This window comes from Aphanothece hegewaldii CCALA 016 (genome assembly GCF_003007785.1).
GTDB lineage: Bacteria > Cyanobacteriota > Cyanobacteriia > Cyanobacteriales > Microcystaceae > Chroococcus > Chroococcus hegewaldii.
On sequence record NZ_PXOH01000033.1, the window covers coordinates 24,477 to 45,842 of the forward strand.

Below are 21,366 nucleotides of genomic sequence, written 5' to 3' on the forward strand. Positions count from 1 at the left end.
CCGTTGTGTAATTAATATATTATTTTACTGTATGGCTTTTCCTCAAGAAAATTTCACAAAAAGTACCGATTTTAGAATAAAGCTTACTCTGACTGCATCTTTGAGGAATTTTTACAATGTAGAGATTCTCTGACACGATTGGCTTTTTTAAGCACCAAATTGTGTTGATACTAACCTGAGCTTAAATTGATTGATTTGACGATTGTAAATAATTCAAGAAATTAGTAAATATTAATGCTTTAATCTACTAATTAGAATATGTTTATCAAAAATTAGTATTGATCCATAAATATTTTATTAACGCAATTTTTGTACCAGAATTAATATTTTAAAATTACAAACTCGACAAAATCCTTATCTAAATCCTTTTCCCTTAACCATTTTTGTAACATTTCTCAAGCTGATCTTGCTGTTGAGACTAAACAGAATATAATAGTAATATATTAGGGAAAATCTTAAAAAAGTGTGAAAATTTTGCTGCTTGAACAAGATCAATACTTTGCGACACAGGTACAAAATGACCTGCTCAGTCAAGGATGTATTATTGATATTGCGATCGATTGGGAGATTTGCTGGCAGTTAGCCGAGTTATTTGATTACGACTTGATCCTCATAGATTTAGTTAGACTAGATCCCAATGGAATCAAGTTTTGTCAACAAAGACGACTAACAGGTGACACAACCCCTATTATCATCATTGGGATACAGGATAGTAGCACTTACCAAAATTCAGCCTTACAAGTCGGTGCGACAGATTATTTAACGAAACCTGTAGCTATTGACGTGTTACTGGCAAGAATTCAAGCATTAACCAGCGATAACCTCTATAATCATCCTTCAGTAATCGAATGGCAAGGAATTAGATTAAATTTTCTCGATTGTCAGGCAACATATAACAATCATCCCCTGTATTTAAACCAGACGGAATTAACATTACTCGCTTTATTTGTCAAAAATTACGAAATTAACAGCAATCCACGCATTTTTACCCTAAGAAGTATTTTAGACAATCTTTGGGGCTTTGAGAACAAGGTAACCGAGAAGGATCTGGAAAAACACATCCAACAACTTCAGCAAAAATTACAACAAGCGGGTGCATCAGTTGGAATCATTGAAAATATATACGGTTTAGGTTATCGTCTCAAAATCACCGAAATCACGACAGAAGCGAGAGATAACGTCACTACATCTTCTCAACCCCTAGCCAAAAGAGAAATATCTGTATCAGAAAAAGTCAGCCCTGTAGTTTCAGTTCGTAGTCTTTCTCCACACTCTGGCATTAAATCACCACGTTTACTCATTATCGATCACGATCGTCAAAACACAAAATTATTAACCCTTGAAGCCAAATCATGGGGAATAGAAGCACAAGCGGTGCAAAATGTCACAGAAGCAAGAATAGCGATCGCGTTACATTGTCCTGATATCGTATTATTAGATCTGCCCATTGCCGACACCTCAGAAAACGAACTTCATTTATTATCCGAACTTAGTCAAGCTAATCCACCAATTCCCGTACTTGTATCAACCGCTACAGAAAGTTTTACCGAACGTCTCAAAGTTGCCAAAATGGGAGGACAAGGATTTTTACATAAGCCTATCTCTCCAGATTTAGTGATGGAATCTGTCACCCATCTACTACAGCATAAAGCGCCACCTGTTGGTACATTAATGATCGTTGGTGCCGACTCAGCGATGTTGGACTTATTTAGTAATTTACTCTCTCCTTGGGGCTTTCAACTGATATTCTTAAGAAACCCTCAACAGTTTTGGGATACCCTAGAACAATCTAACCCTGACTTACTAATTTTAGATTTTGAGCTACCTAATATTAGTGGAATTGAACTGTGCCAAATTGTTCGTCAAGATCCCCAATGGAATGATTTACCCATTTTGATGTTATCAGCCGAGCGAGAAGCTAACACCGTACAAAAAGTCTTTGAAGCTGGTGCCGATGATTTTATTCATAAACCCATTGTCGGGCCGGAACTTATTGCCCGCATTCTCAATCGTTTAGAACGCATTAATAAACAGCGTAGACTCTCGAATACAGATGGTTTAACGAGAATCGCCAACCGACGCAAAGCAGTACAAGAAATAGAACGTTTAATACGCATCGCCAACAGACAGCAGAAATCATTGTGTTTTGCTCTGCTAGACTTAGATCATTTTAAAGATATTAACGATCGTCATGGTCATGAAATCGGTGATCAAGTCTTAAAAAAACTCGGCGAACTTCTTAAACAACACTTTAGAGAGGAAGATGTTGTCTGTCGTTGGGGAGGTGAAGAATTTGCCCTTTGTCTGTTTGGGATGGAAAAAAAACAGGCCATTGATAGACTCAACGCATTTTTAGCCATCTGGAGACAACAAATCTTTATCGGAAAAAATCAAGAATCTTTTAGGATCACTTTTAGCGCAGGAATCGCCCAATATCCGACGGATGGACAAGATTTACAAAGCTTATACCAAGCTGCCGACACTTTATTGTATTTGGCGAAAGAAAAAGGACGCGATCGGGTTTTGAGTCAGAATATTAGTTAATCCCTCTAATTGTAGAGACGCGATATATCGCCTCTGTACGATTCAAAGGTTGTGCTTTGATATTGCTTTTGCTAGTTGAATATGTAAATGATGACTGGCTTTGTAGGCGATAAAATGAGCTTGCGGAAGATCTCCTAATAAACTAAGATCCCCAATCAAATCGAGTAACTTGTGTCTTGCGGGTTCATTTTCAAATCTTAGGGGAGGGTTTAACCATCCATGACGATCGCAAACCAAAGCATTATCTAAACTGCCCCCTTTAATCAAACCAGCTTTTTGTAGATGTTCGATCTGATCAGCAAAACCGAAAGTTCTCGCCGGTGCGATCGCTTCGCCAAAACTTTCGAGACTCGGACTCCAACTATACCATTGTTGACCAATTGCCGAATAAGAAAAATCAATCCCATAAGTAAAACGCAGTTGAGGAGAAGGAATAGCCGCCACAAAAAGATCTTGCTCATAGATCCAAATGGGAGAAGCGATCGCCGAATTAGTTCGTATTTCTCCAACCATTCCCGCTTGTTGTAAAGCATCCACCCAAAGTTTAGCACTGCCATCGAGAAGAGGAACTTCACCCCCATTAATTTCAATTCGAGCATCGGTTATCCCGCATCCCGCTAAAGCAGCTAAAAGATGTTCAACCGTTCTAACTTTTGCTTCCCCAAAAACAAGTTCAGTTGAAAGAGTCGTTTGACAAACCGATGATACCTGTGCTTTGATGAGGGGTTGATCGGGTAAATCGACTCGGACAAAATAGCGACCTTCACCTGCTTTTGCTGGATGAATAGATACTTGAGTTATTTCTCCTGAGTGTAGTCCAACACCTGAAAGAGTTACCGATTGAGTTAAAGTATTGTTGCTCATTTTCTAATCATTTTTTGCTGTTAAAAACGTTCTCCGATCGCAAAATGGACGCGAGAATCACCTTCATTATTAAAACCATAATCTACCCGAATCGAACCGACGGGAGATTGAACCCGTATTCCTGCGCCATATCCGAAACCGCTACCAGGTAGATCGCGGATACCAGAGGGATTACCACGAACACTGTTACCAGTTCCTAAATTTGTCGCCGCATCAAAAAATAACGCCCCGCCAACAATTGAAATAATCGGAAAGCGATACTCTGCGGTAAATTGCGCGTAACTGCTGCCGCTTCCGACTTCCCCTTCAGCGTAGCCTCTAACCGAGTTGCTGCCACCGAGAACAAAAGCTTCATAAGGAGGAAACCCACCGATCACCGTTCCTGCCTGTACATTAAAAGCGAGTGTTTGGGGACCTTTCATAAAATCAAAAGTGAGAAGTCTGACGGGAAGATAGTAACTGTAACTGCCGCGAATCCGATTGTAGAAAATCGAACTAATCCCTAGACTTTGTTCTGCACCAACACGTAGTAATGAACCGCTAGTGGGCTGACTAGGATTATCGCGGAAATCACGAGTGGCACCAAAAGTCAATAAAACGATGTCATCTATCCCACTGTCATTGTAAGCCAGCCTAATGCTGTTATCTTCAGGACGAGCGCGGGGGGCAATATCTCCATCAGCGTTTCTGACTTCAACGTGCTGATACAATAAGCCCGCAGAAAGAGTCCAATCTGGCTTTGTAAAAACGTTTTTAGCCAAGGGACGGACAAAAGTAATCCCCCCCCCTGTCCGAACAATTCTGGGGCTATCATTGCCATTGTCAGTACGAATCGAGCTATCATCGCCATCATATACCAATGAAATCGAACGGCGACGGAAGGCGTTAACGGTATAAGAAGTTCGATAAGGATCGGTAGCAATCCAAGGATCTGTAAAACTAACATCAAATAATAATTCTCGTTGACCGATTTGTAATTCCGTTCCGAGGGTTTGGTTATTGCCGCCGAGGTTTTGCTGCTGATAACTTAAGCTTCCAAATAAACCACTATTAGAACTATATCCTGCCCCTGCTGCGATCGATCCGGTACGGCCTTCTACGGTATCTACATTTACTATAACCTGACCAGGCTCACTTCCTTGATCAAAGGATAAGCGGACATCTTCAAAAATACCGAGTCCGAACACCCGTTGTAAATCTCTTTGAGCGGTATTACGATTAAATACGTCTCCTGGTTTTAACTCCATTTCGCGGGTAATAATAAAATCTCTTGTACGTCCGTCAACGGGTTCTTCTTCTTTGGTAAAAAATCTAACTTGAATATTTTCGATGTATCCTTCAGCAATAACGAGTGTTAGGGTGCCATCTTCAGCTATTTGGGGCGCACCGACGACTTGAGCGAGATCATAACCATTTTTGCTGTACCATTGGTTAATCTGTCTGACCCCTTCTTGGACATCTTTGAGATTTAGGATTTTACCATACTGATCCTGAAAAATCTCCCTGACGACGGTATCGGGTAAAACTTGTTTCCCTTGAAGATCGGGTACGGTATCAATAGTAACTTCATTTAAGACGGGATTGGCTTGAACAAGAAAGGTGACGCGTACCCCTAGTGGAGTATCTTCTGGTGCGACATCAACTTTAGCAAAAAATCCTGTTGCATAAATGACATTAACATCTTCTTGAAGTTGCGATCGTGTTGCACTTCGTCCAGGTCTTGTCCGAATTGTATTGTAGATCAGATCTTCTAATTCAGGATTTGCCCCACTTACGACGACTTCTGAGATTAAAACCCTAGGTTCTTCTTCGTCGGTGGGGGTTTCTGTTGTTGCGGGGGTTTGAGGGTTGGTTAATGATGGTGTTCCCGTTGCTGGCGGTGTCTCTGGCGGTGTTTCAGGGGCTGTAGGGGCTTGTTCGGTTGGAGTGACTTGCGGGGGTGTTGGCTGTTGGTTTGGTGGGGTTTCTGGCGATTCTATTGGGGTTTGGGGGGTTGTTTCGAGGGGAGGTAGTTGTAAGGTGGGATCAGATGGCAACTCAACGGGGGTTGATTCGTTGGGGGTGGGTGAGGTTTGTGCTAAATAAGGTTCAAGTTTAATTTCTTGGACTAAAGGTAAAAATTCGTTTTCTTTTGTTTCTAATTCTGGCGTTTCCTCAACATCAAGGGTAGAGATGGGGGTTATTTCTGGGTTCGTGGTTTCTGCTTTGACGGTTGCTGCAATATTCCACGTTGCTAGAGTAAATAGCGTACAAACTAATAAGGAAAACGGTTGATTTTTTTTTAGCACTTCCACACACCCAAAATTGATCACTGAATGACATTCGGTCAACAGGCTGTCAAATCAATACTTAGTGACTTGAACCCCTGTCGATTGTTCCATTTCTTTTTAGAGTACGGTTATGACTGCAATTTGGCAATCTGCGTTAAGACGCGCTGTTGTACATCTTGATAAGCGTCTTCAATTTTTCCTAGATCTCGTCTAAATCGGTCTTTGTCGAGAATTCTGGCTTGTGGATCGATTTCTTTATTATCCCAAAGACGACAGGTATCGGGACTAATTTCATCCGCTAGACGGATCTTATTCTCTTTATCTAGACCGAATTCTAATTTAAAGTCTACTAGAGTAATATCACACATTTTAAAAAAATCAATGAGATGCTGATTTATTGTAAGTGCAAGTTGTTGTAGTTGTTCTAGTTGTGCTGGTGTAGCAACTTCTAAAATCATTATGCGATCGCGGGTGAGGAGTGGATCGCCTAATGCGTCATCTTTCAGGTAAAATTCAACTAAGGGAAAAGGTAAGATGGTTCCTTCAGTAAGTCCAGTTTGTTTACACAGACTTCCGGCGGCAATATTGCGGACTACTACCTCTAAGGGTATGATTTGAACGGCACAGACAAGCATCTGATGGGCTGATGGCTGATCAATATAGTGGGTAGGAATACCCAATGATTCTAGCCATTGAAAAAGGGCTGAGGCGATCGTACAGTTAATTTCCCCTTTTCCTTGAATTTGTCCTCTTTTTTGAGCATTAAATGCAGTAGCATCATCTTTGTAATGCGCTAAATAAATCTCAGGATCATCCGTAGGATAGAGAATTTTCGCTTTCCCTTCATAAAGTTTTTCCTTTATCATAATGGCTGTAGTCTCATTAATAATTCTGAATTATCTTGATAATTTCAGCTTATCGTAAATTGGAAACGTTAGCCTACGGGGTAGAAAGTCTGGTTATTTTAGAGAATTCATTCAATAATTTTGTTTTTTAATCTAATCTTAACCCCAAAATGCTAGGCGTTTGTAGGAAAATAAAGCTTGATGAGCATTGACTAGGGCGGGGAAAGATTAAACCTAAATTTTGGTCTAAAGGAGTTTTTTTATGTCCATTAATCCCGATAAAGATAAATTTATATATCCTCGCAGTCCTTATCATGGTGAATTTAAGCCAGAAAATTTGGTTTTTAATGCCAATTTACAAGAATTTGCTCAAAAAGTGAGTTTTCTTTGCAATTTAGAAACGGCTGGTAAAATTAAGCCAGGAGAAGCTTATCGACAAATTAAAGACTTGTGGAAACAGCTTAAAAATAGTAAAAAAGCGTTATTGATTGATGATGATCCAATTGATGAAAATCCAGATGAAACAGGTGATCCTCAATAAAAAAAGCTTTTTTTAATAGTATTTTATTGAATTGAAAGAGTTTGGTACAGTGATCAGTATGAAAGTTTCTTTGACTGTTTACTGATTACTGTTGACTGTTGACTGTAAAATTGGGTTTGGTGTTCAAACCGCTATATTTATGTCTCGTTTTAAAGCGCTACAATCCTATATTCTGGTACGTTTGTTATTAGCACCTCTAATGCTGTGGACAATTGTTACTATTGTTTTTTTACTCCTGAGAGCGACTCCTGGGGATGCAAGCGACGCAATTTTAGGCAACCGTGCGCCCGAAAGTGCAAAAAGAGCTTTAAGAGAACAATTAGGACTAAATCAACCACTTTGGTTACAATATGTCACATATTTAGGACAATTACTACGTTTCGATTTGGGTGCATCAATTACTCGTAAAGGGGTGACGGTTTGGCAAATTATTCAACAGCATTTTCCTGCAACCGTTGAGTTAACTTTTTATGGAATGCTCATCGCTGTAATTGTTGGAGTCGGTTTAGGGGTATATTCTGCGTCTCGTCCTGGAACTGCGATCGATGTTGGGGGTCGTTTATTTGGTCTAATTACTTATTCTTTGCCCATTTTTTGGGTGGGAATGGTTTTACAGTTGATTTTTTCGGTACAGCTTCGATGGTTTCCCCTTGGAACACGTTTTCCTCTTAGTGAAACTCCACCGCGTTTTTTAACGGGTTTATATACAATTGATAGTCTTTTAACGGGACAATTAGGACAATTTTTGACAACTTTATATTATTTAGCTTTACCTAGTTTTACTTTAGGAATTCTCTTGAGTGGAATTTTTGAGCGAATGGTACGGGTTAATCTTAAACAAACGTTGAAAGCGGATTATGTAGAAGCAGCACGCGCTAGAGGAATTCCTGAAAAACGAATTTTAGTAGCTCATGCGCTGAAAAATGCGCTGATACCCGTGATTACCGTCTTGGGTTTGACTTTTGCTTCCTTGTTAGGAGGTGCAGTTCTTACAGAAGTGACTTTCTCTTGGCCAGGTTTAGGAAATCGTCTTTATGAGGCTATTTCTCAACGAGATTATCCGACTGTACAAGGTTTAATGGCTTTTTTTGCGATGATTGTGGTTTTGATGAGTTTGTTGATCGATATTATTAATGCTTATATCGATCCAAGAATTCGTTATTAGCGGTTCATCGACTGGGCGGGTATTTTGCTAGTCTGATGACCATTATTGGCGATCGTATTGAGGGATGATGGTGCAACAGTGGGTGTAGAAAGATCTTGTAAGACTTCGAGATTAAACCGATAGCCAACATTTCGCACGGTTTGAATTAGACTAGGTTGTCTTGGATCTGTTTCGATTTTTTTGCGTAGGGAAAGAACGTGTGTATCAATGGTGCGAGGATTATCTATAGCATCGGGCCAAGCGCGACGTAATAATTCAGAGCGAGTTAGGGGATTTCCTTCGGCTTGTGCTAAAACATAAAGAAGGCTAAATTCTTGGGGTGTGAGTTCGATGTATTCTCCCCTAAATTGTACTCGTCGTTGGGCTAAATCGATTTTAAGCGCTCCATAGTCGAGATAAAGTGGGACTGAGGACATTCTGAGTCGTCTAATTAATGCTTCGACTCTGGCCATAAATTCTTGCATTCCAAAGGGTTTTTTTAGGTAATCATCGGCACCCGCTTTTAATGCGTCTACAACGTCTTTTTCGCCGTTACGGGCTGATAGAATTAAAATTAAGGATTGTCTTTGTTCTGATAGGGTGCGACAGAGTTCTATTCCATCACCATCGGGTAAATCTGAATCGATAATTACTAGGGTGGGTTGACGATTGGATAAAGCGTGTCTTGCTTGTTGTAAGTTAGCACATTGCTGCACGATATAGCCCGCTTGCTGTAGATGCCATGCGAGTAGCGATCGCAAGTGAGGATTCCCTTCAATTATCGAAATATGTACTAATCCCACCTTTGTTGTCCTCTTCGATACACATTGTCAGGCTATCAAAGGCATTGTCAAGGTGTTGTAACATTCGCTACGGAGATTTGAAGTCATCTCTAGAAAAAAGTGCCGATATTATGCTGTTTTTTCATGAATTATTGCAAGTCCCCTTTTTGCCTTCAAGAGATGGGTAAAATAGAAGGTAAGACCTCTGAGTCTAATTACGCTTTGCTTGTTTCTATCCACCTGCTTACTCATTCATCTGACAACTCGTCTTTACTGTCCATGCTTCAAGATACTCTAACTATCCGTCACTACCAAAGACTCACCGATGATATGGTGGATCTGTGGGAACGTGGTTATCGTTTCGATTTTATTCGGCTCTATGTCGATGGTTATTTATCTTGTATGCGGGATAATAACCTAATAGAAGCCTATCTAATTCACCGTTTAGAAGAAGAAGTTTTTCGTTTCTTGCGAGATCCTTCTAATTTTGAATTGGCTATCCCGCAAACTCAAGTCGAACGCGATTACTACTAGCTTTTTGATTTTATCTTGTAATGAGGGTAGGATAAGATCGCCTACCCTTCAATTATGATTAAGATTTATGACGCTAGGGCTACTTCTACCATTTGTTGTAATTCGCCATTTTGATAAAGTTCAATTAAAATATCTGAACCTCCGACAAATTCGCCATTAATATAGACTTGAGGAATGGTTGGCCAGTTAGAATATTCTTTAATTCCTTGACGAATTTCGTAGTCTTGTAATATATCTACTGTTTCGTAGGGAATACCTAATGTATTCAAAATTTGCACGACATTATTAGAAAAACCACATTGAGGCATTAATTTTGAGCCTTTCATGAAAACCAAAACTTTATTATCGGCTACTAATTGATCGATTTTTTCTTTAACTTCGGGGTTCATAAACTGTCCTACACAAATAACTGCTTTTTCGGCGATGACGCGTAGTTATAGTACTTACATTCTGATTATACCACAATTTGTGTCTTTAATTTTATAAATTAATTTCAGTTCATTAGGCTAAACTCATTTTGTAAACAATAATTGACTAAATTTTCAAGATATTAATTTAAGTAAGAAGAAATTTACTTTAACCGGTGAGCAACAGTATCGTAAGAAACAGAAATAAAACAATGATAAAATTTCTCGATGATTTCTCATAAAGTTTGTACCATAGATAGGAGGTAATCAACTGTAGGATGACCAGTATTTCCAGAATTGCTTATGAGTCAGCTTTATCCCTCTTCCAAGGATTTTACAAGCGAAAACTTGGAAAAAGAGATTATTACTCGGTTTCGTTCGTTAGTTAAATTTCTTCCCCCTAAATGTCGAATTTTTCGGGAAACGTGGGATACTTCGACGGTACTTTGTCTAGATTTCGATGATTGTCCGAGCTATTTACCAATTTCTAAGGTAAAATCGCCTTTATTGTCAGAAATTGCCCAAAAATTAGGAATTAGTCAATCAATTAGTTTTAAAATGGGTAATCGTTCAATGGGATGGGTAACTCTCCCAGTTAAAGAAAGTCAATAAGTATTTATATTGATGAAATTTGACAAGGACGAAAGGAAAGACGATGCTGAGAAGTCACACCATTTTTTGCTAGTGCTTGTAGATGTTTTTGTGTTCCGTAACCCTTATTCGCTGCTAAGTCGTATTCTTCTTGGTATTTTTTAGACCATCGTAGAATTAGATCATCTCGCCACACTTTCGCTACAATACTCGCAGCAGCAATAACAGGCGATCTTTGATCTCCTTTGATGATATTATATTGAGGCATCGATAAATCAGGAATTTTCTGTCTACCATCGACTAAACAAATCGTCGGTTGCTGTTTAAGTTTTGTAATTGAACGCTGCATGGCTAATAAAGATGCTTGTAAGATATTAATCTGATCAATTTCTTGAACTTTAGCGTAACCAATTCGAGTTTCTAAGACTGTTTGTTTAATAATTTTATTTAATTCGGTTCTTCTTTTGAGCGTAAGTAATTTACTATCTTTTACCCCTATTTCGATGAGTTTCGGAATATCACAAACGGGTAAAACTACCGCAGCAGCAACCACAGGACCAAATAAACATCCTCTACCCACCTCATCTACTCCCGCAATTAATGTATTTTGATCTGTAATTTCTGGCAATAAAATAGAAAAATCGATGAAGTCAAGTTTAGTTAGAGTTTTCATGTTTTTTTATGAGATTAGTTGACTTAATTTTTGTGGTCTTTTACTAGAATTAGATGAGATAAATTTTAAAATAATACCCAATTTTCTAAAAGTTTTTTTTGCATTTTCAATTTCTGGCTGATTAGAAGGACATTTTGTATAAATAATACAACAAAAAGTTTTACTAGGTTTATTATTTTTATATTTTTGCTCTAGGATTTGTTTTAAACTTGTATTGTTCAAAGTTATTTCTAATTGTTCTAAAGCATCTTTAATTCTACAGCCTTTTAATTCTATATAAATTTCTATGTTTCTTTGCTCAATAATTAATAACCAATCACAACGTTTACCATTTTTTATTAAGCAATTATCAATTTTTGCTTTAACAATAGATAGCTGCATATCATTATCTATATAAAACTGTGTTTTCATTTCTTTTAAACACAATTTTTTTTGATTGATTGTTTCAAAACATTCTTGATTATTAGTCATTATTAAATTCTAGATTTAACAATTTATCAAACTGCTCTCCTGTACAGTTAGATATTTCATCAATTACATTAGCATCAATTAATTTATTTTCATCATTAATAATACTTTCAATTTTACCATTTTCCAAACTATAAATTTTTATATCATTGATGTCTAACATTTGATTTTCTGGAACGATTTTAAATAACTCTAGTAACTGATGTTCTCGTTTTTCTACAATAATTTTATTGTATGTATTTCCAGCTTGAATCAGTATATTAAAAGCCGTTAAAATATAAGGGCTATGAGTGGTAATAAAAAAACTATGTCTTTTATCAGTAATATTAAAAATCAAACTCATCAAGTTTACTATGTCATTTTGTGCTGACGGAAATAGATGTGCTTCTGGTTCTTCAATAATAAATAGAGCATTGGATATAGTAAAAGGAATAATTGATAGCATAATAGTCATAGGAACAGATTCTTGTTGCCCTGAAGAAGCGTTAAACAATTTGATTTTTCTATAATCTTTACTAATAATCCAATCATCTTCATCTTCATATAAATAATTTCCTACTAATATCTTTTCTACAATTTCATCAATTACTTTATTATATTCTTTAATTAAACGATTGCGATTTTTATAAAGTTCTTTTATTTTTTGATATGTAGAGCCAAATTGATTAATGAAATAATCAATAGATACATTTTCTGAAAGAAGAGAAAAAATATTTTTCTGAATATTCGCAAAAAATGCTCTACCAGTTGGAATAAAAATAGGTTGATGTCGTGTAATTTTGAGTTCTATAGTTAGCATATTTTCTAGTAACTTCAAGCGATTAATATGTGACTTAAGATAGTCTTCAATAGATTGAAGTTCAACATTATCTAAAAAACTTGCTTCAGTGATTTCAAAAGAAATATTTGAAATCATTTTTTTTCTTATTTTATCTAATTTTTGAGAATAATTTATATGAAAATATAAATTTTTATTATTATTTTTTTTTAAATTTTCTAAAATAATTTCATACCCATCAAAATCATAAATAATTTTGAAATAATTTCGATTCCAAGAATATTGAGGAAATATTTTTTTAAAATCATCAATTATCGATTTATCAAAATCTCTTTTATTTAACTTTTTTAAAATTGATTGTCTATAATTTTCCCAAAAATCTTGAAAAAAAAATACTAATTTAGCCACAACGCTTTTACCTTGTGCTTGTGGACCGATAAGGATATTAATTTTTCCTATATCCAATTCTATGTGTTTAATATTCAAGAAATTAGTGACGATTAGCTTTTCCATAAATCCCCTATCTTTTCAGTTCTTCTACGACATTAAAAATTAACTCAGACGGAACCTCATCAGTAATAATAACTTGACCAATTTGAGTCGGTAAAATAAAACGAACTTTACCTGATTTTACTTTTTTATCAATCTTGAGAGCGTCGACAATTTCCGATGAATTGATACTAGATGGAATAGTCGTCGGTAAACCTGTTTTTTGAATAAGATTATTTTGTCTAATTTCTGCTTCAGATGGCCAAAGATTAAGTTTTGTAGCTATTTTTCCAGCGGCAACCATTCCTATAGCCACTGCTTCACCGTGATTAATTAAACTATAACCCGTTAAACTTTCGATCGCATGACCGATCGTATGTCCATAGTTTAAGATCGCTCTTAAATTCGATTCTTTTTCATCTTTACTCACTACATCGGCTTTTGCTTGACAAGAACGAGTAATAATAATTTGTAATAATGTTTCGCTGATATCGGAAAAATCGGCTAATTTTTCTGCTGCTTCTAACTGAGTAAATAGATCCCCATCCCAAATAATGCCATATTTAATGACTTCTGCCATTCCTGCACGAAATTCTCTGACTGGAAGGGTTTTTAATACTGATGGATCTATTAATACTAAACGGGGTTGATAAAATGCACCAATAAGGTTTTTCCCTTGAGGATGGTTAACCCCTGTTTTTCCTCCAATAGACGCATCTACCATCGCTAATAATGTGGTAGGAACTTGGATAAAGTTTACCCCTCTTAACCATGTTGCTGCGGCAAAACCTGTCATATCCCCAATAACTCCTCCACCTAACGCAATAAATGTGGACGAGCGCTCTAAGCGTTGAGCAACGGCTGTATCATAGATTTGGGCAATAGAATCAAGGTTTTTGTAGGTTTCACCTGCGGGTATAAAATGATTTATTACCTCAAATCCGGCTTGCTTTAAGGAATTTATCGCCATTTCTCCATAAATATCGAATATTTCGGGACTAGAGACGAGAAGAACTTTTTTTCCTAAGTTGAGTGGGCTAATGTGTGCGCCGAGTTGGGCTAAACTATTGGATGCGATCGCAATATTATAGGGATTTTGGGGTAGCTTGACGGGAATGATAGAAGACATAGCCTAATTGATGAAGAGGTGTTCTCTAACAGTACAATAACAAAGAGCCGATTATATTATTTCAGGAGTCGTTGTCAAAAAAATGTCTACCTTTGCTATTTTTTCGTATATTGCCTACATTGCCGTATTTACTGGAGTTGCTTTAGGACTCTATCTGGGTTTACGTGCGGCTAAAATTATCTAGTCAATGATTTAATTATAATTCTCGTTAAAATTCAGATATTTTCTTCTAGGGTTTGCCTGTCAAACCCTTAATTTTAAACTCATCATTTCAAGTTTTATTGATGAAAGCTACAACAGTTGATGTGTCTACTGGATTTCATGCCCTCTCTGATCCGCTTCGTTTACGGGTATTGGATTTATTGCGATCGCAAGAATTATGTGTTTGTGAACTGTGCGAAAAACTAGAAATTAATCAATCTAAGCTATCTTTCCACCTAAAAACCCTAAAAGAAGCAAATTTAGTTCGTACTCGTCAAGAAGGACGCTGGATCTACTACAGTCTTAATTTATCTGAATTTCTAGCTCTAGAAGAATACCTATCTGAGTATCGTAGACTGAGTATGCTGATTTCGGCGCGTCAATGCAAATAGCGGCTTCTTGAGAAATCAATTTTTTTTGAAATGATAATAAAGGGTTTATTAATAGATTTGAGATTAATTTTTAATTCCGACAAATCTATTAATTTCTTTATCGTTTAACAAAATTATAAATCAAGAACAACAGAGTTTGGCGACCAATACCCTACCATAATCTGAATAATCTTCAATGAATCTTAATAAAATGAAATAAACCGATAAAAATAGGGTTTGGCAACCAAACTGCACCGCGATTCGGATTTTAAATTCCGCGAAACGGCGTGCAGTGCATTCCGCACCCCTACCATAATCCAATTATTTGAATATTGACAAAAATAAAAAAATATGCTATAGCAATAGTGACCTAATCTGTTCAAGGCGTTGACGATTTACGCCTAAGTCGGATTCGCCAAGACGAGAAGCCGATCGAACATCAATCACTTTTTCAGTGGGATGGACTAAAAATTCGACATCATCAACATAGCCCATCCAACGACTGGCAAACTCTGCATAAAGATAGTTACTTTCTTCGGCAATAATTTTAGTGCGTTCTTGAGAGTTGATCAGACTGGTTAAAGCGGCGATCGCTGTTTTGGGTTCACCTTGATAGGCGATCGGTTTTATATAATGTTCTTTGTCCAGACTCTGACTACTAACACAATTTGGACTCATTGGGCAAGGCGCGAGTTTACCCGCAACCACACCTAAATTATCGGGGCGCATTCCCGAAAAAGGAGTCGGTAGAGTCGGAAAAGCAACGCGGATACCCATCGTAATTAAAAGAATTAAAACTGGGGCAATCAAAAAGAATACGCCACGATTTTTGGAGTTGAATGATGACGGTTTAGCTTGAGACATAAATTAATAATAGTAAGTAACAGCTAATCTTTAAATTACCGCACTTGGGAGAATCAACATAGCATCCCCAAAAGAATAAAACCGATATTTTTCTTTGATGGCTTCTGCGTACAATGCTAATAAACGTTCTCGTCCGATTAAAGCACTGACGAGCATCAATAAACTAGATTTAGGTAGATGAAAGTTTGTAATTAACCCATCAATTACCTGCCACTGATAACCTGGGTAAATAAATAAATCAGTCTTCCCGCGAAAAGCAGCTAAGTGATCTCCTCCTGCTGCTTTAATCTCTTTCATTGCGCCTTCTAAGGTTCTTGTCGCCGTTGTGCCGACTGCGATCACTCTAGATCCTTTCGCTTTGGTTTCCTGTATTAAATCAACCGTTTTTTGAGGCAATTCGATCCATTCTTGGTGCATGATATGTTGAGTAATGTCCTCCACTTCGACGGGGCGAAATGTTCCGACACCAACATGAAGCGTCACATAAGCCAAATTAACACCCATTTCTTGAAGCTTTTGTAATAATTCTTCAGTAAAATGTAGTCCCGCAGTGGGGGCGGCAACTGATCCTAATTCTTGGGCGTAAACCGTTTGATATTGGGATGGATCGGCTTCAGAGGCGGTGACATAGGGAGGAAAGGGAATTTGACCAAATTGCTCTAAAAGTGTTAAGAAAGATTGATGAGGGGGGATTTGAAATTGTAATAGTCTTCCTCCTGTCGCCAAATCTCGATCAATCACTTTGGCTTTAAGAATATTACTTTCTGATTGTTCAGGATGATTAAAGGGATAAAACCAAACTTCTGAGCCGATTTTAAATCGTTTGCCTGGTTTAACTAAGGCTAACCAACAATTATTTATTCTTTCTTCTAAAAGTAAAATTTCAACAGGTGCGCCCGTTGCTTTTCGCCCATAAAGACGAGCAGGAATTACTTGAGTATTATTCAGAACGAGTAGATCGCCAGGTAATAACCAGTTAGTTAAATCCTGAAAAATACCATGCTTATGAGTATTTAAAGAGTCAATAATCAAAAGTCGAGAATGATCTCGTGGGTTAACTGGATTTTGAGCGATTAACTCGGACGGAAGGGTATAATCATAGCCCGACAATAACTGATCTGAAGTCATGTGTCACATCATATCAACAAAAGAACAAGAATTTTTGGGTGATCTTACCCAAAAGAATTTAACTAAATCGCGGGTTTTTCCCCTAGAAATGACAAGATAAGTTTTGCCAAAATAATGTTATAGCAATTCTTGGGATCATTCGCGCTATTTGTCACTATGGATTATTTATATTTTTTAGCTACTGCAAGTCTAACGCTACGAGTTACCCAGTATCTTCATAGCATGACTCATTTACCGCCTGCTTGCATGACTGTGATTCATCAGATTAATGGTTGGATCGTTAAAGTAAAATTTAGTCAATCTCTTACGCCCGAACAACATGGAGACTTTCAGGCGTTTATGTTAGAGTTAGGCATTCCCTATATGCCCGAAATGCGTCTACAGATGGTTTTTTGGAGTTTGGAAACGGGACAGTCTACTATTGACGTAATGCGTCGTTATCAAGTGGCGATCGTTTCTCATGGGATGCCGGATGCTAATGATATTGAGGCATTTCGTCAACAGTTTACTCGCGGATTGGGTTATTGTCCAGAAACCCTAGCTTAAACACTGGGAACAAGCATCATCGCTAGTGTGACGAGTCCTGCTATTAACATCAAACCAGATGGCATAAATTTACGTGTTTTTACCAGTCGTAAGCTAAAAACGACAAGCAGAGCAATAGTTACAATTAAAGATAAATAAAAACCCCAAGCTACACCTTGAAATTGTAAAAAAGCTCCAAGTAATAGAATTATTCCGCTAATCGCGCCAGAAATTAAAGAGGCTTTACTTTTAACTTTGCTGTAGGCGGCAATTCCACCAACTAAAGCGAGTAAACCATAGAGAAGGGCGGCTAAGATTTTTATATCCATTTTTTGAGCACCACATTGTTATACTTTTGTCTATTGTTCCATCAATAACAAACGGCCAATAAATAAAATCAATTGCCTGCAATAATCTGTAACACCCGTGTCGAGTCGCTCAGTTCTCCAACAATTCGCTTTACAGGTTTTGGCCAAACTCTTACTAATGTCGGAATTGCCGTAACATGATTGATTTCTGCTTCCTCTGGATGTTGCGAAATATCAATGACTTTGAGTGTGTATGGATGGCGTAAACCTTGTTCTAAGAGTTGATGAATCATTTCTAAGGTTTGTTTAGTCGCTGTATGATGACCGGAGACAAATAAGCGTAAAACGTAGCCTACTGAGCGATCTGAGCCTAAATGCTGTGTTTTTTGCTCGTCTTCTGCTCTTTGGGCTAAACTAGACCCGATACGATCTTTACCACCAACTTGTACAATCAAATCATGTGATTCCCACAGTTGGGGAAACGAAGCGTGATAGGTTTCTAATAAAATCGGATTACAAGATTCTTCTTGCCAAGGGGCGGTTTCCCAGATCAGATGTTCGGTCGCAAAAATAGCATTGAGTAACGCTTGGTAACGTTGTACGGCGGGATAAACTTGAGCGCTCGTCTGAATTTGTTGTGTGCGGGGATCTCGCCAATGATCGAGGGTTGCTGTATAACCGGGGATCAAAAAGTGAGGCGGTTCGGGCAAACCTAATAAGTCTTGTAAGGCGACACAAAGATTAAGATGCCATTGATCTTGTTTACTTGGATCAATGCAGTAAATTAGATCTCCCCCAGGTGTAAATAAGGCGATTCCTTTAAATAGTTCAGGTATACTATGAGAATTCAAGGCGATGGAACTTTTTTAAGACAGAATATGGCGGGGTCGTCGAACACCCTACAACTATTTTAGATATTTTAGAAATATCTAAATCTTGTATTTCACCTCAACTGTCCTAAATTTTGACCTATTGATTTTAGATTTTGCCCCGTAGCATCATCGCTAGTTCGTTGGGAATGGGTGACATTTCCATCGCTGTTTCTTCGGTAATTCGCCCTTCTTGATAAAGGTTAAACAGAGATTGGTTAGTGGTAATCATGCCATCATATTCACCATCCCGCATCAGTTCGAGGATTTCGTCATTTTTTCCTTGGCGAATATAATCTTTTACGGTTTCCGTATTGACCATGATGTCATGATAAGCCGCCCGTTTGCCGTCTGTGGTACGACAAAGCCCTTGGGCAATGATCGCCACTAAAGATTCTGCGATCGCTACCCGCATCGCCTCGCGTTCATCGGCGGTGTATAGGGTTAAAATCCGTTCTAAGGTTTTAACTGCACTATTGGTGTGTAACGTACCAAACACTAAGTGACCCGTTTGAGCCGCTTTTAGTGCTGTATTCATGGTTTCTTTGTCCCGCATTTCCCCAACGAGTATGATATCTGGATCTTCACGCAAAGCAGCTTTGAGGGCGTTATCAAACTTATGGGTGTGCATTCCTACTTCTCGTTGTTTAATCAGCGATCGTCGGCTTTGATGGACAAATTCCACAGGATCTTCAATTGTAATAATATGTTTGGGATGTTCTTTATTAATGTAGTCAATCATAGCCGCGAGGGTGGTTGATTTTCCTGAACCCGTTGGCCCTGTAATTAGAATCAATCCTTTATGAACATCGGAAACATCTTGAAAGACCATCGGTAAGCGGAGTTGTTCCATTGTCAGGATTTTGAGAGGAATCAGACGTAAAACCATTGCTGGCCCTGTGAGACTATCAAAGATGTTGATCCTCACCCTGGCGAATTCGTATTGAGTTGCCCCGTCGAATTCTAATTCTTTTTTAAAGCGGAGAATTTCCTCTTCACTCAATATTTCTCTAACCCAACTGAAAAAGGTATCTGTGTCGATTACTGGATAGTCTAGCGTGATAATTTCGCCGCGATCGCGCATTCGGGCTTTTTCTCCTACCCCCAAGTGAAGATCCGAATAACCCTCATCAAAGGCAATTCGGATTAACTGTTCTAAGGATGGATGGCCTGGGGCGCGTCCCCCACGTCTGGGCTGTTGTTGGATGATGGGGGTTGGTGGTGGCGGTAGTGGTGGTGGTGCGGGTGGTGCGGGTGGTCGAAAAACTGTTCCTGATGCTGTGGGGCGTGGCGGTATTTGTCCCTTATTAGATAGGCTCATCGGAATGTTAGCAATTTGGGTTAGTTCCGATGTCTCACTGGTTTGAATATTGGTTACGGTTGGCCCAGAATTGCCGGTCGTAGGCGGTGGCACAGGAGGACGCGAAGAGGATTGAGTCATAAAAAATTAAATGATTAAATGATGATTTTTGGAGATTAGTTTAGATGAACTATAAAGCCTAAAAGGACAAACTATGATTGAGCAAACGCTTAATTCATTGTGTCAAATGAAGCCATCATCTTTACTAAATAGTTTTCCCAAAATCGAACCATTATTGATCACTAATACGCTCTCATAAGTATTTATACTTTTTTGGTTCCTGAGAAACAATTTTTGTACCTATTAATTTTTGTAAAGCTCGTTAAAATTCTGGTTTTTTGATAGTGCGAAAAGATATTGAGTATTTAGACTTATTACTTGGGATCAATGAATAACGAACTCTTTTTCCCTCTAAAGATAGAGAAAATGATTTTACTAAATAAGTACAAGTGAGGAATAAATGTAACGAAGTGATAAGCTTACCATAGTTTTTTTCCCTTTAGTGTAAAGTAATCTTACAAACTGCTCATCTCTCTCAGGATTTTTTCTATACTGGTTTACACGAATTCTTAAATATAAGAACGAAAATCCGTACTTTCAACCATACTTGAAACAGAGGGATAGAGCTATGCAGTTAACCGATAAAAATAATTGGCATCAAGTAGATACCCTAGCCATTTTAAAAAGTTTTTTGATTTGGTCTTTTACATTAACAGTTTGTTTGCTCGTTGTGGGATTTCCCCTAATTGTCTTAATGATGACGATAGGAGCATTATTAGCAGTCGTATTACATTCAGTTTTACCAGTGAGTTCAGTATTATTAGTGGCAGGTAGTATTATTGGTTTAAATTTATTTGCTGTATTAATCAGTTCAGGTTTGTTAACTGCAAAAGGCATTCATCCTCAAGAAGTCAGTTGGCTGAGATGGCTGCATGGTGAAGATAAGCCCGCTCACACCTCCGTATACGCGGCTTGTCCTCTAACTTGTGAGTTATTCCGTTCTTGATGTAAACAACTGAACCAAATTTTTCTCCAAGCTAGTGCAGCCCGGTCCAAAGCCGGGTTTTTTCATCGAAAATTTTGGTTAGAAACCCCGTCCTTAAGGACGGCTTTACTCTTTAATTGTACTATCTTCACAAAACATATGTTAAAATGTAAGACATGGAAAAAGCTTTTAGTTACCGATTTTACCCAACGCCCGAACAAGAGTCGCTTCTGCGGCGCACGTTAGGTTGCGTAAGATATGTGTACAACAAAGCTCTCCATGAAAGAACTCAGTCTTGGTACGAAAAAAAAGAAAGAGTCGGATACAATCAAACTTCTTCAATGTTAACCAAATGGAAAAAACAAGAAGAATTAAGTTTTTTAAATGAAGTTAGCTGTGTCCCTTTGCAACAGGGGTTGAGGCATTTACAAAGTGCTTTTACTAATTTCTTTGCTGGCCATGCCAAGTACCCCAATTTCAAGAAAAAACATCAGGGAGGTAGTGCAGAATTTACTAAGTCAGCCTTTAAATGGAAAGACAGACAAATCTATCTAGCAAAATGTACAGAACCATTGCCGATTAGATGGTCTAGACAAATTCCTATGGGGTGTGAACCGAATACTGTTAGTGTTAGGCTACATCCAGAAGGACGTTGGCATATCTCAATAAGATTTGATGACCCAACGGTTAAACCCC

The 21,366-nt window shown here is 38.0% G+C and carries 24 protein-coding genes; 10 read left to right on the forward strand and 14 right to left on the reverse strand.

Translation table 11 applies throughout. From position 1 onward, the window contains the following. The first annotated feature begins 465 nt into the window (after positions 1-465). The gene (locus tag C7H19_RS20590) at positions 466-2,544 is read left to right on the forward strand and encodes a response regulator (RefSeq protein WP_106458794.1); all 2,079 of its coding nucleotides are present in this window, start codon (positions 466-468) and stop codon (positions 2,542-2,544) included. Positions 2,545-2,586: 42 nt separating this feature from the next. On the opposite strand, the gene lpxC is transcribed toward C7H19_RS20590, so the two are convergent. The 3 genes from lpxC to purC all read right to left on the reverse strand — a co-directional run bounded on the left by lpxC (position 2,587) and on the right by purC (position 6,544). Continuing rightward, positions 2,587-3,408, reverse strand: coding sequence for a UDP-3-O-acyl-N-acetylglucosamine deacetylase (gene lpxC, locus C7H19_RS20595; RefSeq protein WP_106458795.1), 822 nt, complete (start codon positions 3,406-3,408; stop codon positions 2,587-2,589). A gap of 20 nt (positions 3,409-3,428) precedes the next feature. Beyond that, positions 3,429-5,444, reverse strand: coding sequence for a BamA/TamA family outer membrane protein (locus tag C7H19_RS20600; protein ID WP_219907703.1), 2,016 nt, complete (start codon positions 5,442-5,444; stop codon positions 3,429-3,431). Between the two features lie 362 nt (positions 5,445-5,806). Continuing rightward, positions 5,807-6,544, reverse strand: coding sequence for a phosphoribosylaminoimidazolesuccinocarboxamide synthase (gene purC, locus C7H19_RS20605; protein ID WP_106458796.1), 738 nt, complete (start codon positions 6,542-6,544; stop codon positions 5,807-5,809). Positions 6,545-6,785: 241 nt separating this feature from the next. Here purC and C7H19_RS20610 point away from each other — a divergent pair, with 241 nt between their 5' ends. Then, positions 6,786-7,064, forward strand: coding sequence for a DUF7219 family protein (locus C7H19_RS20610; protein WP_106458797.1), 279 nt, complete (start codon positions 6,786-6,788; stop codon positions 7,062-7,064). A gap of 139 nt (positions 7,065-7,203) precedes the next feature. Beyond that, on the forward strand, positions 7,204-8,229 hold the full coding sequence (locus tag C7H19_RS20615) for an ABC transporter permease (protein WP_106458798.1): 1,026 nt from the start codon (positions 7,204-7,206) through the stop codon (positions 8,227-8,229). Here C7H19_RS20615 and C7H19_RS20620 read toward each other — a convergent pair. Further along, positions 8,226-9,011 carry a response regulator transcription factor gene (locus tag C7H19_RS20620; protein WP_106458799.1) on the reverse strand — a complete coding sequence of 262 codons (786 nt, stop codon included), beginning with the start codon at positions 9,009-9,011 and terminating at the stop codon, positions 8,226-8,228. The genes C7H19_RS20615 and C7H19_RS20620 overlap by 4 nt on opposite strands. A 258-nt stretch (positions 9,012-9,269) precedes the next feature. On the opposite strand from C7H19_RS20620, the gene C7H19_RS20625 reads away from it, so the two are divergent. Next, complete coding sequence (locus C7H19_RS20625) at positions 9,270-9,524, forward strand: DUF6761 family protein (RefSeq protein WP_106458800.1); 255 nt, start codon at positions 9,270-9,272, stop codon at positions 9,522-9,524. A gap of 65 nt (positions 9,525-9,589) precedes the next feature. Here C7H19_RS20625 and grxD read toward each other — a convergent pair whose 3' ends face one another. Further along, entirely contained in the window at positions 9,590-9,913 is a 324-nt protein-coding gene (gene grxD, locus C7H19_RS20630) for a Grx4 family monothiol glutaredoxin (RefSeq protein WP_106458801.1), read from the reverse strand. Between the two features lie 321 nt (positions 9,914-10,234). Between grxD and C7H19_RS20635 the strand changes: the two genes are divergently transcribed. Then, complete coding sequence (locus tag C7H19_RS20635) at positions 10,235-10,543, forward strand: hypothetical protein (protein WP_106458802.1); 309 nt, start codon at positions 10,235-10,237, stop codon at positions 10,541-10,543. Positions 10,544-10,547: 4 nt separating this feature from the next. Here C7H19_RS20635 and C7H19_RS20640 read toward each other — a convergent pair whose 3' ends face one another. From C7H19_RS20640 to aroB, 4 genes are read right to left on the reverse strand one after another with little or no spacing between them, the layout of a single operon-like run. Then, positions 10,548-11,195, reverse strand: coding sequence for a ribonuclease HII (locus C7H19_RS20640; protein ID WP_106458803.1), 648 nt, complete (start codon positions 11,193-11,195; stop codon positions 10,548-10,550). 6 nt (positions 11,196-11,201) lie between these two features. After that, positions 11,202-11,666 (reverse strand): hypothetical protein, encoded by a 465-nt coding sequence (locus tag C7H19_RS20645; RefSeq protein ID WP_106458804.1) that lies wholly within the window; start codon positions 11,664-11,666, stop codon positions 11,202-11,204. Beyond that, on the reverse strand, positions 11,659-12,954 hold the full coding sequence (locus C7H19_RS20650; RefSeq protein WP_106458805.1) for an AAA family ATPase: 1,296 nt from the start codon (positions 12,952-12,954) through the stop codon (positions 11,659-11,661). The genes C7H19_RS20645 and C7H19_RS20650 overlap by 8 nt, the downstream gene beginning before the upstream one ends. A 7-nt stretch (positions 12,955-12,961) precedes the next feature. Continuing rightward, positions 12,962-14,059, reverse strand: a complete 1,098-nt coding sequence (aroB, locus tag C7H19_RS20655) for a 3-dehydroquinate synthase (RefSeq protein ID WP_106458806.1) — start codon at positions 14,057-14,059, stop codon at positions 12,962-12,964. A gap of 82 nt (positions 14,060-14,141) precedes the next feature. Between aroB and petL the strand changes: the two genes are divergently transcribed. Together petL and C7H19_RS20665 are read left to right on the forward strand one after the other, a co-directional pair. After that, entirely contained in the window at positions 14,142-14,243 is a 102-nt protein-coding gene (gene petL / locus C7H19_RS20660) for a cytochrome b6-f complex subunit PetL (protein WP_106458807.1), read from the forward strand. Between the two features lie 100 nt (positions 14,244-14,343). Beyond that, positions 14,344-14,652, forward strand: coding sequence for an ArsR/SmtB family transcription factor (locus C7H19_RS20665; protein ID WP_106458808.1), 309 nt, complete (start codon positions 14,344-14,346; stop codon positions 14,650-14,652). Between the two features lie 333 nt (positions 14,653-14,985). Here the strand turns inward: C7H19_RS20665 and C7H19_RS20670 are convergent, their stop codons facing one another. Both C7H19_RS20670 and queA read right to left on the reverse strand, forming a co-directional pair. Continuing rightward, positions 14,986-15,495, reverse strand: a complete 510-nt coding sequence (locus C7H19_RS20670) for a DUF1499 domain-containing protein (protein WP_106458809.1) — start codon at positions 15,493-15,495, stop codon at positions 14,986-14,988. Between the two features lie 30 nt (positions 15,496-15,525). After that, entirely contained in the window at positions 15,526-16,623 is a 1,098-nt protein-coding gene (queA, locus tag C7H19_RS20675) for a tRNA preQ1(34) S-adenosylmethionine ribosyltransferase-isomerase QueA (RefSeq protein ID WP_106458810.1), read from the reverse strand. Between the two features lie 156 nt (positions 16,624-16,779). Between queA and C7H19_RS20680 the strand changes: the two genes are divergently transcribed. Then, on the forward strand, positions 16,780-17,169 hold the full coding sequence (locus C7H19_RS20680; protein WP_106458811.1) for a hypothetical protein: 390 nt from the start codon (positions 16,780-16,782) through the stop codon (positions 17,167-17,169). On the opposite strand, the gene C7H19_RS20685 is transcribed toward C7H19_RS20680, so the two are convergent. The 3 genes from C7H19_RS20685 to C7H19_RS20695 form a co-directional block, all read right to left on the reverse strand. Next, positions 17,166-17,477, reverse strand: coding sequence for a TMEM14 family protein (locus tag C7H19_RS20685; protein WP_106458812.1), 312 nt, complete (start codon positions 17,475-17,477; stop codon positions 17,166-17,168). The two genes, C7H19_RS20680 and C7H19_RS20685, sit on opposite strands and share 4 nt — an antisense overlap. A gap of 68 nt (positions 17,478-17,545) precedes the next feature. Then, positions 17,546-18,313 carry a circadian clock KaiB family protein gene (locus tag C7H19_RS20690; protein WP_106458813.1) on the reverse strand — a complete coding sequence of 256 codons (768 nt, stop codon included), beginning with the start codon at positions 18,311-18,313 and terminating at the stop codon, positions 17,546-17,548. A 121-nt stretch (positions 18,314-18,434) separates the two neighbouring features. Further along, positions 18,435-19,766 carry a type IV pilus twitching motility protein PilT gene (locus tag C7H19_RS20695; protein WP_106458814.1) on the reverse strand — a complete coding sequence of 444 codons (1,332 nt, stop codon included), beginning with the start codon at positions 19,764-19,766 and terminating at the stop codon, positions 18,435-18,437. A gap of 547 nt (positions 19,767-20,313) precedes the next feature. Between C7H19_RS20695 and C7H19_RS20700 the strand changes: the two genes are divergently transcribed. Further along, entirely contained in the window at positions 20,314-20,691 is a 378-nt protein-coding gene (locus C7H19_RS20700) for a hypothetical protein (RefSeq protein WP_106458815.1), read from the forward strand. A 155-nt stretch (positions 20,692-20,846) separates the two neighbouring features. Continuing rightward, positions 20,847-21,366, forward strand: a 520-nt coding sequence (locus tag C7H19_RS20705) for an RNA-guided endonuclease InsQ/TnpB family protein (RefSeq protein WP_146136565.1), incomplete at its 3' end; no start/stop codon positions are given.

What these genes read in the sequence shown, in the direction of transcription:
- lpxC (WP_106458795.1), bottom strand. Translation starts at nt 3,408, where the DNA reads ATGAGCAACAATACTTTAACTCAATCGGTAACTCTTTCAGGTGTTGGA.
- purC (WP_106458796.1), bottom strand. Translation starts at nt 6,544, where the DNA reads ATGATAAAGGAAAAACTTTATGAAGGGAAAGCGAAAATTCTCTATCCT.
- C7H19_RS20610 (WP_106458797.1), top strand. Translation starts at nt 6,786, where the DNA reads ATGTCCATTAATCCCGATAAAGATAAATTTATATATCCTCGCAGTCCT.
- C7H19_RS20615 (WP_106458798.1), top strand. Translation starts at nt 7,204, where the DNA reads ATGTCTCGTTTTAAAGCGCTACAATCCTATATTCTGGTACGTTTGTTA.
- C7H19_RS20625 (WP_106458800.1), top strand. Translation starts at nt 9,270, where the DNA reads ATGCTTCAAGATACTCTAACTATCCGTCACTACCAAAGACTCACCGAT.
- grxD (WP_106458801.1), bottom strand. Translation starts at nt 9,913, where the DNA reads ATGAACCCCGAAGTTAAAGAAAAAATCGATCAATTAGTAGCCGATAAT.
- C7H19_RS20635 (WP_106458802.1), top strand. Translation starts at nt 10,235, where the DNA reads ATGAGTCAGCTTTATCCCTCTTCCAAGGATTTTACAAGCGAAAACTTG.
- C7H19_RS20640 (WP_106458803.1), bottom strand. Translation starts at nt 11,195, where the DNA reads ATGAAAACTCTAACTAAACTTGACTTCATCGATTTTTCTATTTTATTG.
- C7H19_RS20645 (WP_106458804.1), bottom strand. Translation starts at nt 11,666, where the DNA reads ATGACTAATAATCAAGAATGTTTTGAAACAATCAATCAAAAAAAATTG.
- C7H19_RS20650 (WP_106458805.1), bottom strand. Translation starts at nt 12,954, where the DNA reads ATGGAAAAGCTAATCGTCACTAATTTCTTGAATATTAAACACATAGAA.
- aroB (WP_106458806.1), bottom strand. Translation starts at nt 14,059, where the DNA reads ATGTCTTCTATCATTCCCGTCAAGCTACCCCAAAATCCCTATAATATT.
- petL (WP_106458807.1), top strand. Translation starts at nt 14,142, where the DNA reads ATGTCTACCTTTGCTATTTTTTCGTATATTGCCTACATTGCCGTATTT.
- C7H19_RS20665 (WP_106458808.1), top strand. Translation starts at nt 14,344, where the DNA reads ATGAAAGCTACAACAGTTGATGTGTCTACTGGATTTCATGCCCTCTCT.
- C7H19_RS20670 (WP_106458809.1), bottom strand. Translation starts at nt 15,495, where the DNA reads ATGTCTCAAGCTAAACCGTCATCATTCAACTCCAAAAATCGTGGCGTA.
- queA (WP_106458810.1), bottom strand. Translation starts at nt 16,623, where the DNA reads ATGACTTCAGATCAGTTATTGTCGGGCTATGATTATACCCTTCCGTCC.
- C7H19_RS20680 (WP_106458811.1), top strand. Translation starts at nt 16,780, where the DNA reads ATGGATTATTTATATTTTTTAGCTACTGCAAGTCTAACGCTACGAGTT.
- C7H19_RS20685 (WP_106458812.1), bottom strand. Translation starts at nt 17,477, where the DNA reads ATGGATATAAAAATCTTAGCCGCCCTTCTCTATGGTTTACTCGCTTTA.
- C7H19_RS20695 (WP_106458814.1), bottom strand. Translation starts at nt 19,766, where the DNA reads ATGACTCAATCCTCTTCGCGTCCTCCTGTGCCACCGCCTACGACCGGC.
- C7H19_RS20700 (WP_106458815.1), top strand. Translation starts at nt 20,314, where the DNA reads ATGCAGTTAACCGATAAAAATAATTGGCATCAAGTAGATACCCTAGCC.